At 46.8% G+C, this 13344-nt stretch carries 4 protein-coding genes; all 4 read right to left on the bottom strand.

Features of this window, described 5'->3' with window-relative positions; genetic code table 11:
* Nucleotides 1-75 precede the first annotated feature (75 nt).
* The 4 genes from QUA78_RS04735 to QUA78_RS04720 all read right to left on the bottom strand — a co-directional run bounded on the left by QUA78_RS04735 (nt 76) and on the right by QUA78_RS04720 (nt 12719).
* Complete coding sequence (locus QUA78_RS04735) at nt 76-4287, bottom strand: chemotaxis protein CheB (RefSeq protein WP_333299896.1); 4212 nt, start codon at nt 4285-4287, stop codon at nt 76-78.
* Nucleotides 4288-5193: 906 nt separating this feature from the next.
* On the bottom strand, nt 5194-9417 hold the full coding sequence (locus QUA78_RS04730; protein ID WP_333299895.1) for a chemotaxis protein CheB: 4224 nt from the start codon (nt 9415-9417) through the stop codon (nt 5194-5196).
* A 234-nt stretch (nt 9418-9651) separates the two neighbouring features.
* Complete coding sequence (locus tag QUA78_RS04725; RefSeq protein ID WP_333299894.1) at nt 9652-11061, bottom strand: adenylate/guanylate cyclase domain-containing protein; 1410 nt, start codon at nt 11059-11061, stop codon at nt 9652-9654.
* A gap of 482 nt (nt 11062-11543) precedes the next feature.
* The gene (locus QUA78_RS04720) at nt 11544-12719 is read right to left on the bottom strand and encodes a 30S ribosomal protein S1 (RefSeq protein WP_333398610.1); all 1176 of its coding nucleotides are present in this window, start codon (nt 12717-12719) and stop codon (nt 11544-11546) included.
* Nucleotides 12720-13344 lie beyond the last annotated feature (625 nt).

Raw genomic sequence — 13344 nt, 5'->3', positions numbered from 1 at the left:
GCCTAAGTCTGGCGCGGGATTCTGCTGGGTGTGACAAGAAGCGGTTGAAACTGCCGAGTCGAATCTCAAAATAAATTAAAATCGCCCTGCTAGATTGGCAATAATTAATCCTAGTTGAATAGGCTTGATCGGCTTAGCAATATGAGTTTGAAAACCCGCTTCGATCGCCCTTTCTTGTTCTCGATCGCTCGCATACGCAGTCAGCGCGGCGGCGGGGATTTTTCCTCCAGCTTCCGCAGCAAGAGCTCGCACTTGCCGAATTAAGAAATACCCGTTTTCATCAGGCATTCCGATATCCGAGATTAGCACGTCATATCTGCCGGGTGTTTCCCTCAAAGCCGCCATCGCTGCTCTTGCAGATTCTACTGTCAAAACATCAGCCCCGTAGTTTTCCAGCACAAACTTTAAGAGATCCCGGGTATCAGCCTCATCATCTACAACTAAAACTTGCAAACCATTCAAAGAGGGAATGCGCTCATCGACGATCGCGTCTGTGGCAGCCTCTGGCAATGGAGCCGGCTCTGGTGGGCTTGGCGGTGTCAACTCTTCCGGCGAGGCTCTCAACGGCAATCTCAGAGTTATTGTAGTTCCTTGTCCCTCACCCGGACTATCGGCTTGCACCGTTCCCCCGTGCAGTTGAACAAGATGATACACGATCGACAAGCCCAATCCCAGCCCTTGATTCGTCTTAGTCGTGCTGGAATCTCCTTGGCGGAAGCGATCGAAAATATACGGTAACAACTCAGGCGCAATCCCTTTTCCGCTGTCGGTGACTCGAACTTCAGCATGATTCTCGCTCGCCGAGAGCGTGATTTCCACTCGTCCCCCCACCGGAGTAAACTTAATCGCATTAGACAGGATATTCCATAAAACTTGCTGCAAACGATCGATATCGCCTAAGACATTTACAGAAATCAAATCCGAAACAAGGTCAATGTTTTTTGCGGAAGCTGAGAATTGCACCCCCTCCAGCGCAGCTTGCACCACTAACTGCAGATCGATCGAACGGGTAGAGAGTTGAAGCTTGCCGTTGGTAATCCGAGAAATATCGAGAAGATCTTCGATTAACTGAGCTTGCGCCCTCGCGCTGCGCTCGATTACCTCTAGAGCGCGATTAGTGTCTGCTTCCTTCAGCTTCCCCGATCGCAGCATTTGTGACCACGCCAGAATCGGAGTCAGGGGATTGCGCAATTCGTGGGAGAGATTCGCTAGAAATTCATCTTTAGCTCGGTTAGCCCTTTCTGCTTGTTGGCGGGCTGACTGTTCCTGCTCCAATAACTGCGATCGCTCTGTCTCAAACTGCTTGCGATCGGTGATATCCTCGATCGACAGCAGAATCATTGAAACCCTGTCTTGGGGTTCAACCTTACAAGCATTTAGCAGCAAAGTTTTCTGCCCGAGCCGCCCAAAAACCTGCTCGATCTCAAAGTTGTTAATCTCAACATTATTAAGCAGAAGATCTTCCAAAAGCTCTCGCAGTTCCGGGGTATTCGACGGCTCGGTAGCAAATTCAAAGAAAGCCTCTTGAGCGGTTTCTGAAGATAAAACTTGAAACGTTTCATATAACGCTCGATTGGCGGTGTTCACTTGCAAATCAGCATCCAGTACCATTAAAGGGGTTGGCACGCTTTCCACAATTGTTTCCGCATAGTTGCGGGCTGTTTCTATAGTGGCAACACTGCGTTTGAGAGCGTCAATATCGATTAAAACCATTACCAGACCCTCAATCTGGTTTTCTGCTGTGCGGTAAGGACGAATGCGGAGGGCGTACCAATATCCCGATTGAGTTTGCACTTCTTGTTCTTTGGTGTTGAGAGTATCGAGCACCTCCAAAATCATCTCTTCCAAGTTGGGAATTTCCAGATTAACTCGGATGTCGCTAAAGGGACGCCCGACATCCGTAGAAATCAGATTGAACAGCCGCTCTGCCATTGGCGTAAAGCTGCGAATCCGCAAATCGTTTTCCAACATTAAAATGGGAATATTGATACTAGCAAGCAAATTAGTTACGTCGTTATTAACCTGCTGCAAATCGAGATTTCGAGTGCGAAGTTCCTCCACAGTGGTAATCAGTTCTTCGTTAGTAGCTTGAATTTCTTCTTTAGCGGTTTCTAGTTCCTCGTTGATGCTTTGTAGCTCCTCATTGCTCGATATAATTTCTTCGTTGGCAACTCTGAGGTCTTGGGTGAGATGTTCTTGCTGCTCAACCACCGCTTGCAGGTGCGCTTGAGCCACGATCTTCTCTTGCTTAGCTGTGGCAAGTTCGTGCCTCATTCGCACTATTTCCCGCTCTAAATCGCTGGGTTCTAACCTATCAAAATTGTCGATTCCCACGTCGATAATTGCGGGTAAAGCTTGTTCAAACAGCACCAAAAAGTAGCGTGTTTCCGCGCTCGCAGGCTGGAACGGAATCACCTCAAAATTGACGATATGCGTGTCCTCGCCCTCTTCCACCCTCACCCGTTCTTTTCTCACCGTCATGTTCTGAGTTTGCGCTTGATAAATTGCGGTGCGAAGGTCCACAGACAATTCTCCTACCGCCATTGCGAACAAGTTTAAACTCGGCGTTCCAGGTGAGAGTCTTAAGTACCGATTGGTGTCTCCCCGGAGTTGCAAAATCTCCATCTGGTCGTTGACCACCGCACCCACAGGATTATAGCGCTTTAAAATCAATTGGTCTGTTTCCCGCTGTAAGTCAAAGCTATTAGGAAAATTTGCATTCATAGGCTGCAGATTCTCTGGTCGGGTTAGGGGAAAGAAACTTGGCGCAAAGGGCAGCCGGGGAGGAGTCGCAGTTAAGTTCTTGGCATAAATTTTAGATGACCCATCCACTAAAGTAAATAAGTCCGAAGATTTGCCCGTACTTTCGGAAGTGCCGAGCATCAGGAAGCCACTTCGGTTGAGACTGTAATGAAAAACTGACACAACTCGTTTTTGTAAACGTTCTGCCAAGTAAATCATCACATTGCGGCAGCTAATCAGATCGAGATTAGAGAAAGGTGGGTCGATGCCTAAGTTTTGTCGGGCGAACACGCACAGTTCGCGGACTACTTTGCAGATGCGATATCCGCCTCTTTCTACGGAGACAAAGAAGCGGCGGCGTCGTTCTTCGGAAACGCCTAACATCTGGTTTTCTAAGTAGAAACCAGACCTCGCTTTGCTAATCGCCACCTCGCTGATATCTGTAGCAAAAATCTGAATCGGCGGCGGGATAACTCGATCGCTACAAAACTCTAACAAGCAAATGGCGATCGAGTAAACTTCTTCCCCTGTCGAACATCCTGCAACCCAAATCCGAATCGGAACTTCTGGAGATTTATTTTGGGTAATTGTGGGGAAAACGTACTCTTTTAAGTGTTGAAAAGCTTCTAAGTCACGGAAAAAACTGGTGACGTGGATCAGAATTTCTTCATACAAAGCTTTGACTTCCGCCGGATAGTCGAGGAGATATTGAGCGTAATCTTCCAATCGTTCCATTTTGTACAGCACCATGCGCCGCTGCATTCGCCGGTTCAGGGTGGCCACTTTGTATTGGGTGAAGTCAACGCCTGCGCTCGATTTCAGCAGCCCAAAAATAGTCGCTAAGGTCGATCCCGGTTCTGGCAATGCTTCAGCGATTGTGACGGGGAACGGCCCAGCCAAAAAGGAATGCTGGCTCAGATGTGCCAGTTCCCGCGCAATTGCCTCAGGTGGCAGAACGAAGTCTACATTACCTGTAGCCACGGCGGTATTCGGCATACTCTCGAATTTGGCTGTGTCTTCGCATTGAGCAAAAGTCACGCCTCCGGCTGCTTTGATTGTCATCAGCCCCAAGGCGCCGTCTCCATCGGCTCCCGATAAAACTACGCCGATGGCTTTGTTGCCCCGATCGACTGCTAAGGAGTCGAAAAACGCATTTGCAGGCATATATCTGCCCTCCATCTTCTCACGGGGCAGCAGTCTCAGCAACCCTTCTACCAGCAGCAGCTTGGTATCCGGCGGAATGACGTAGACATGGTTCGGCTCTAAAGCCATGCCGTCTTGTACCTCATTCACGGGCATTTTCGTCGTTCGGCGGAGAATCTCGCTCAGCAGGCTTTTGCGATCGGGCGCTAAGTGCTGGATCAGCACAAATGCCATGCCGGTATCTGCGGGTAAGTTGCTCAGCAACTCGATGAATGCTTCCAAGCCTCCCGCAGAAGCTGCAATCCCGACGACGGGAAACGGGGCATCGGTTTTGGGTTCCCGATGTAGATCGATCGCGCTGGGGGCGATCGGCGTCAATGTATTTTTTTCAGATAAATTCATAAAAACCCACTTGCTTAAGTAATGCAGATTAACAGCTAACTAATCTTGCCAACTTGGCAGTAACTAATGCGGACGATCTCTCCTAGATCGCATCTTGCTTTGCCCACTTTAGGCAACTCCCTTAAGGATTAAGTAAACTATTACCATGATAAAAAAAATTAAGCAAAAATACTAAAAAAAATCGGTTCCTTATACTCTCAACGGGGATATAAAGATGTTTTTTGCTTGAAAGACACGGTTCGTAAGTGAATGCCCAATATTATTTGGTCATTGTTCGCGATCGGTAAACCAATGGCCAAGAGGACGATCGCTTTACATTTTGTTACTTAAGGCGAGCGGCTGAAGTTGATACCAATGAACAATTTTCTGTCACTAAACAATCCTATTGTACGCCATATTTTTAGGGAAACGGCTTTATTGTATGCGGAGCGGGAATCTGCGGCTGTTAATGATTTGTGTAAGATTGAGTTTTTTTCCTACACAATTAGGAAACAATAATATTTTTTCCTACAAAATCAGATTGTATACGATATTTGTAGGGACACGGCATTACCGTCTCATATCAATTCCGGCTGCGCCGGAATGATATAGAGGACACGGCAGTGCCGTTTCTTGCGCGCCAGATTTATTGTAGGGAAACGGCACTGCCGTGTCCTGATTGCGGGTTATATTAATTCCGATGCTACCGGATTTGATATCATGCGCGGGACTCTGGGACTTTTAATAATTGGTATAAGAATGAGGAATGTTATTTTTATACAAAATTAGGACACAACACTGTTGTGTCCATACAAAATCAGATTGTACGCAATATTTGTAGGGAAACGGCATTGCCGTGTCCGGCGCGGGACTCTGCTTGGTTTGACAAAAAGCGGTTTCAACCGCCGAGTCGAAGCTCAAAACCAATTAAAATCGCCCTGCTAGATTGGCAATAATTAATCCTAATTGAATCGGCTTGATCGGCTTAGCAATATGACTTTGAAAACCAGCTTCGATCGCCCTTTGCCGTTCTCGATCGCTCGCATAAGCAGTCAGCGCGACGGCTGGGATTTCTCCTCCGGCTTCCGCAGCAAGGTTTCGCACTTCTCGAATTAAGAAATACCCATCTTGCTCTGGCATTCCGATATCAGAGATTAGCACGTCGTATCGGCCGGGATTCTCAGTCAAAGCAGCGATCGCACTTTTGGCAGATCCAACTGTCAAGACCTGAGCCCCGTAGCTTTCGAGCACAAATGCTAGGAGTTCCCGGGTCTCGATCCGATCGTCCACAGCTAAGATGTGCAAGCCTTCGAGAGAGGGGACACAATCGCTTCTTGAGGCATTTAAAGGCGTTACCAAAAAATTTGGCTCTAAATTGCTCGCCGGTGTCAAATTTTGAGGCCGCGATCGCAACGGCAATCTCAGAGTCATTGTAGTTCCTTGTTCCTCACCCGGACTATCCGCTTGCACCGTTCCTCCGTGCAATTCTACCACATGACGCACGATTGACAAACCCAATCCCAGCCCTTGATTAGCCTTGGTGCTGCTGGAATCGCCTTGATGGAAACGATCGAAAATATACGGCAAAAATTCTGCCCCAATGCCTTTTCCCGTGTCGCTAACTCGAAGTTGAACGTGATTCTCGATCGCTGCCAGCGTGATTTCCACTCGTCCCCCCGCAGGAGTAAACTTAATCGCATTAGATAGAAGATTCCACACAACTTGCTGCAAGCGATCCGCATCACCTAAAACAGTCCCACAACTCAACTGAGCAACCATTTGAATGTTTTTGGCATTCGCTGATAATTGAACCCCGTCGAGCGCAGCTTCTACTACCAAAACCAGATCGAGCAAACTCGTATCAAGAACCAGCTTGCCACTCGCAATCCGGGAAATATCCAGGATATCTTCGATTAACTGAGATTGCGCTCTCGCGCTGCGCTCGATCACCTCTAGAGCGTGAATAGCCTGTGCTTCATTAAGCTTGCCAGAGCGCAGAATTTGTGACCACCCCAGGATCGGAGTCAGGGGATTGCGGAGCTCGTGGGAGAGATTCGCGAGAAATTCATCTTTAGCACGGTTGGCGGTTTCTGCTTGTTGGCGGGCCAACTGTTCGTGCTCCAATAACTGCGATCGTAGAGTCTCCAACTGCTTGCGATCGGTGATATCCTCGATCGACAACAGAATCATTAAAGCTTGCTCTTCTCGTTCCAGTTTACAAGCATTCAGCAGCATAGTTTTCTGCCCGATCTGCTCAAACAGGTGAGTCAACTCAAAGTTTTCAAGCTGAACATCGCTCACCAGAATATCTTCCAATATCCATCGCAATTGAGGGATATTCCACTGCCCGTTTCCTAGCTCAAACAGCGAAGATTGCGCTGTTTCTGAGGATGAAATCTGAAACATTTCATAGAACGATCGATTTGCTTTGTTCACTCGGAAATCAGCATCTAGCGTGACTAAAGGCGTTTGCACAGTTTCCACGATGGTTTCAGCGTAATTTCGGGCTTCCTCCAAGGTTGCGGCACTGCGTTTAAGAGCATCAATATCGATCAAAACCATCACCACACCGTCAATCTGGTTTTCCGTTGTGCGGTAGGGACGAATGCGGAGATTGTACCAATATCCCGATAAAGTTTGGACTTCTTGTTCTTGCGTCTGAAGAGTATCAATCACCTCCAACATCATCTGTTCCAAGTCAGGAACATCAAGAGTCGATCGGATGTCGCTAAAGGGTCGTCCAATATCTGTGGGAATCAGATTAAAAAGTGCCTGCGCCGTTGGCGTAAAGCGTCGAATCTGTAAATCGTTTGCCAGCATTAAGACAGGGATATTGATACTAGCAAGCAAATTTGTCAGATCGTTATTGACCAGACTTTGTTCAATATTTCGACTGCGAAGTTCCTCGTTAGTGGTGGTGAGTTCCTCGTTAGTGGCTTGAATCTCTTCTTTGGCAGTTTCTAGTTCCTCGTTGGTGCTTTGCAACTCCTCGTTGCTCGATAGGATTTCTTCGTTGGCAATTTTGAGGTCTTGGTTGAGATTTTCCTGCTCCTGGATCAGCGATTGCAGGTGCACTTGAGCATCAGTTTTTTCTTGGTTAGCGGTGGCAAGTGCCTGCTTCAGGCAGTTATTTTCAGAAGCTAAATCATCTTGATCGCAGCTTTCACAAGTGACGGTGGAGAAATTGAGCGCTTGCGGTAAAACCTCTTCAAGTAGCAGCAAAAAATAGCGTGCTGGGGCGGTGTGCGGCTGGAACGGCATCACCTCAATATTGACGATAGTCGATCGTCCGCCCGATTCCACAACTACCCTTTCTTTCCTCACAGTCACGTTCTGCGTCTGTGCCTGATAAATTGCGGTGCGAAGCTCAACAAGCAAGCCTGGCCTTGCCATTGTCAGCAAGTTTAAGTCCGGCGTTCCGGCTGCCACTCTCAAGTAAGGATCGATGTCTCCCCGCACTTGCAGGATTTTCATCTCCTCGTTGACAAGCACACTGGCTGGGGCATAGCGATTCAAAATCAGTTGCTCAGTTTCTCGCTGCAAGTCCCAGCTATTTATCAATTTTTTTTCATTCATGTCCTGTTTTTGAGTAACTTTAACGACGGGATATGAACTCGGTGTAAACGAAAAAGTGGGACGAGTCGCCGTCAACTTTTTGGTATAAATTTTATTTTTTTTATCGAGTGCAGTAAATAATGATGAAAATTTTCCGGTACTTTCAGAAGTGCCTAACAGGAGAAAGCCAGTTGGGTTAAGACTGTAATGAAAAATCGGCATCACTTTTTTTTGCAATGAGTCTCCCAAGTAGATCAGCACATTCCGACAGCTAACTAAATCGAGATTGGAAAAAGGCGGATCGCTGCCTAAGTCTTGTCGGGCAAATACACACAGTTCGCGGACGGCCTTGCTGATTCTATAACCACCTCCTGCTTCGGCGCGAATAAAGAAGCGAGTACGTCGTTCTGGCGAAACGTCTACCATCTGGTTTTCTAAGTAGAAACCCGATCGGGCTTTGCCAATCGCCGCCTCGCTGATATCCGTGGCAAAAATCTGGATCGGCGACGAGATAACTCGATCGCCCAAAAACTCTAACAAGCAAATGGCGATCGAATAAACTTCTTCACCTGTGGAACATCCCGCCACCCAAATCCGAATGGGAGCATTTGCCGATTTATTTTTGGTAATGGTGGGGAAAACCAACTTTTTTAACTTTTCAAAGGCTTCGGGATCGCGGAAGAAACTGGTAACGTGGATCAGGATTTCTTCATACAAAGCTTTGACTTCAGCCGAATGGTGTCGAAGGTGTGCGACGTAATCATCCAAGCTCTCTAGCTTGTACAACACCATCCGCCGCTGGATGCGTCGAGCGATCGTAGTGGGTTTATAGTGTCTAAAATCAACGCCTGTGGTCGATTTCAGCAGTGCAAAAATAGTTGTCAGGGCATCTCCCGGTTCGGGCGATTCTTCAACTTTTGCTAGGGAAATTGTGGAAGTTAGAAGGGGACTGTGACTGTATTTTGCCAGTTCCTCGGCAATTTTTTGGGGTGGCAGAACAAAATCGACATTTCCTGTAGCAACAGCGGTATTCGGCATACTATCGAATTTTGCTGTGTCTTGACATTGAGCAAAAGTCATGCCTCCGGCTGCTTTGATTGCCTTGAGCCCCAGTGAACCGTCTCCGTCTCCCCCGGATAATACTACGGCGATCGCTTTGTGGCCGCGATCGATCGCCAATGATGTAAAAAAGGCATCTCCCGGCATATATTTGCCATAAATCTTCTCGCGAGGGGATAGTTGCAGCACGCCTTTACATAGCACCATCTTGGTGTTGGGCGGAATAACGTAGACTTGATTTGGCTCTACAGCTATGCCGTCTTTTACCTCATTAACAGGCATTTGTGTCTTTCTGGCGAGAATCTCGCTAAGCAGACTTTTGTGAGCGGGGTCTAAATGCTGAATCAGCACAAACGCCATACCCGTATCTACCGGTAAATGGCTGAGTAACTCGGTGAATGCTTCCAACCCTCCTGCTGAGGCGGCAATCCCAACGATGGGAAAGGCAGCATCGGTTTCGGCTAATTGTTCGCTTTCGAGAGTGACTGGGGCGATCGATGCGGGTGTATTTTCAGGAGATAATTGAGGAGAAGTCATAATGTGAAGTCCTGGACTTCTGTTATTTAGCAGCAAAATTATCTGGTAAGTGTGCGGCTAAGTAAATGAAACTATTTTTATTAGATCGTACTTAAGTTGTCGGTATTATGCAACTCCTTGAAGGATGAGCTACACTTTTGGATCCACGCTCTGAGTGCTATCGAAAAACTCTATCTGCTGTCCTAGCGAGCGCTACGAGAGGCTGGCCATAACTAAGTATATCTGCTTCCCTACTTAGCTTCTTTCAGCGACCAGTGCAGCAGACAGCGCGATTACAGATTCCGTACTAATTCTAGCAGTATAAGCGACTTGTGCGCCTTGTATTCCTTTTAAATCTTCAACACGTTTTTGAATTTCGGACACTCCAGCAGCTTTTAATGCTGTTAAAAATGCTTGGTCGTTGTAAACATCTTCTGAAAACGAAACTTCGTCAGTTTTAGAAAGATTTTGAAGGCGGGCAGCTTTGTTGACTGTGGAACCAAAATAGTCGATCGAATTATTGAGATTTACCAGCAAAGCCGTACCTCGGTGAATGCCAATTCTGACTTGAATCCACTCTGCTTGTTGGCGAGTTGAGTTGTACTTCCTGAAACTAGCCACAGCAGCGGCGGCGGTCATAATTGCTTGTTCGTTGCTGATAAAGGAAGCCATGACGGCATCGCCGATGGTTTTAATGACTTTACCGCCAAATTTCTCGATCGACTCAAAGAAAATTTCAAAATGGTCGCGCACAATATTGTAAGCTTTAGTATCTCCCAGTGTTTCGTACATTCTGGTAGAACCGGTAATATCAGTAAACATAATAGTAATCGCCCGAATCTTGACTCGCTCTCTTTCCGATATTACTCGATCGCCGAACAAACGCTTGTAATCCGGGTGATGAAGCAGTTGCATTCCTGACAGCCGCAGGGGCAGTTGTTCTAATGTCAGTTCATCGGGCAATTCATCTGAATGCAAAATCAACCCGGACAAATTGTGTTCGGTATTAGTTAATTCTATCTTAACTTTTCCGGGACGCACGACTAGCTCTTGTTTGTCAAAATCTGGGCCGGCTAACTGCTTGAGTTGAATTTCTTGTATCTCTTCTGTTTCTGCGCCTTCAACCTTTAAAATCCCTTTAGCTAAAGTGAGGGGACAGCAGTAGCGATATCGACCGTTTTCTAAGGTGACAGTCTCGGATTCGGTGCAGTATAAAGGTGTTACCAGTTGCAGTTTGTTCTGGAGTACCGGAGGGGGAGCGCAGACGGGCCGCAGTTGCGGGTCTTCGATTTCTTTGTTTAGGGAAAAAGTAACTTCAACGCGATCGAGCAAATCAATTTTAAACTCGCGATCGCACATCGGGCAAAAAGACATTTCTGATGTGTCTGCCAAATCCTTGAATTCGTCTGCTATCATGTTGCAATGGGGACAGTGAATATCCCAGTGCAAGTCGAAAGCGCCGGCTTTTACTCCGTGCAGAAATTCCGAAGTAATTCTTTTAACATTCTTTACTGTATCGCCTGCTACGTAGTAAGGGTTAATTCTCAATCTCTGCAAAATGTGGGAACCGATTAACCATTTTTCGATTTGGTCGATCGTTCCTTTGCTTGAATTGGGACGTTTTTTGAGCTGTTCTAGTTTTTCTTTTAATAGTTCGATGTTCATTATCCGCTTGCCTCTGAGCGTCAGGGCAAGAAATTTATAAGCATTTTGTTGTATACTTTGCTTGTCTGCTTTGTTCTTGCCTAAGAATTAGGATGAGTTTGCACCTGTGCGGATGTCCCTGATGTTTGTAAATCTTAACAAATTAGCAGCACGAAGACCATGTTTATTTAGGCAGAGCTATCGGCTGCTGGTATTAATTCAAAGAGCGATCGCTGCATCTGTCTGTAGCAAGATGTTATAGCATTTTATAATTGAGATTTCGGCGCGATCGCTGAGTCGAAGGATTTTAGATTAAATAATTGGCAATGACTGATTCCGTAAGCATTTGGAGCTTGCTTACAGTTGCATTTTTTGGGACGGTGGTATTAAATGGTTGTTAATTGCTAATTGCTAATTGCTAATTGCTAATTTAGGCGTTGAAGGCAAAAAAAAGAGGGAAAATACCCTCTTTTAATGACAGTGACTTGCGATGACTTGCGATGTTATTCTACCGTCGCAGGAGGGATTGCTTCCTCTACATCTAATACTGCTTCCGGTGCTGCTGCTTCCGGTGCTGCTTCCGGTGCTGCTGCTTCCGGTGCTGCTGCTTCCGGTGCTGCTGCTTCCGGTGCTGCTGCTTCCGGTGCTGCTGCTTCCGGTGCTAATTCTTCTGGCAGATCTTCTTCCATTGCTGAGGGCACGTCTTCGAGTATTTCGTCGGAGAGGTCATCATCAGCATCGATCGAGTCTACAGGAATGTCTATGCCTGCTTTAGCTTGCTTTTGAGCGAGCATTTTCTCCCGGAACTTAGCTGCCATTTCCTCAGCTTTTTCGTACACCAATTCGCGATTTTTGACCATCGCGCCCGGTTCCGGTTCCAACTGCTTGGTGGAGAGAGAAATCCGGCCCCTCTCAGCATCCAAGTCAATGATCATCACTTTCACTTCGTCGTTGACATTGAAGACGCTGTGAGGCGTATCGATGTGATCGTGCGAAATTTCCGAGATGTGCAGCAAGCCGCTGACGCCGCCGATGTCGATAAAGGCACCGTAAGGCTTGATACCGCGTACTGTACCGATGACCACTTCCCCGACTTCGAGGCGGTTCATCTTGCGCTCAACTAAGGCGCGACGGTGGCTCAATACTAGGCGGTTGCGGTCTTCGTCTACCTCTAAGAATTTTAATGGTAATTCTTCGGCGACTAATTCTTCCTTCGGTTTGCGGGTGCTGATGTGAGAACCGGGAATAAAGCCTCGCAAGCCTTCTATTCTCACGAGTGCGCCGCCGCGGTTGGTGGCAAATACTTGCGATCGTACTGTGGCATCTTCTGCTTGCAGTTGTCGCACTCTTTCCCAGGCCCGCATATACTCGATGCGCCGGATGGACAGAGTTAATTGTCCGTCTTCATTTTCATCGGTTAGAATGAAAAATTCTCTGGTTTCGTTTGATTGCAATACCTCTTCAGGGCTTTCGACTCGATTGATCGACATTTCCTGAATGGGAATGTACGCTGCTGTTTTAGCACCGATATCAATCAGAGCGCCCCTCGGCTCTATACTAAAAACTGTACCCGCTACTACATCGCCCGGGCTAAAGTGATAGTCATATTTATCAAGTAGGGCTGCAAAATCTTCGTGAGTAAAGCCGATGTCTTTGACTGTGGTTTTGAGATTGACCATGCGAATAGTTTCCTAGGATTTCTCTCCTTCATGTTTTTCGTTTGTGCCGGCAGATATTAGAGATTTTGGTGAAAAAGCGGTTAACTTCTTTCAAAACCTTTTACTAAAGTCAGTTTTTGCTAACTTTTTCCCTGTGCAATTGCACGTCCGGGCTTGCCACTGCTATTACTCGAAACTCTGCGTTAAAAGGTTTAATCTTAACATTCAGAGTCCATTGACACTCTCAGGTATAAAGAAACTGAGATTCTTCATTGAACGAGCCGACGCCGCTTGCAACAGGATTACTCCAGTTTAAGTAGAGGTCGGTTTCTCCAGAAGCGTAAATTCCGGTATGCCTTACCGTATTTAATTAGTTCTTCACCTGTAGTTAGGTTTAGTTCAAATTTAGCTTTCCTAAACTGCAACACCGTGAGGTGTGACGCAGCACTTAACCAATCGAGTTAAGTTTTTACGTTGTTTAGTTATACTCAATTTTAGACCGATGACGATCATAACACACCTAGCACAAAGACCCAGAAAAAAGAACACGGGGACTCTTCGTCTCTTGAGAGCTTCGGCGAAGCGCTCAGACTTCGGCAAGTCGCTCCCGCCGTTGCTTGGAATCCGGGGCCTAAACGGACAGGGT

The organism is Microcoleus sp. K4-B3 (assembly GCF_036704615.1).
Lineage (GTDB): Bacteria > Cyanobacteriota > Cyanobacteriia > Cyanobacteriales > Microcoleaceae > Microcoleus.
This window is presented reverse-complemented; position numbering and strand designations above follow the sequence as displayed.

Coding starts and splice junctions, on each gene's coding strand:
- QUA78_RS04735 (WP_333299896.1), bottom strand. CDS start 4,287: ATGAATTTATCTGAAAAAAATACATTGACGCCGATCGCCCCCAGCGCG.
- QUA78_RS04730 (WP_333299895.1), bottom strand. CDS start 9,417: ATGACTTCTCCTCAATTATCTCCTGAAAATACACCCGCATCGATCGCC.
- QUA78_RS04725 (WP_333299894.1), bottom strand. CDS start 11,061: ATGAACATCGAACTATTAAAAGAAAAACTAGAACAGCTCAAAAAACGT.
- QUA78_RS04720 (WP_333398610.1), bottom strand. CDS start 12,719: ATGGTCAATCTCAAAACCACAGTCAAAGACATCGGCTTTACTCACGAA.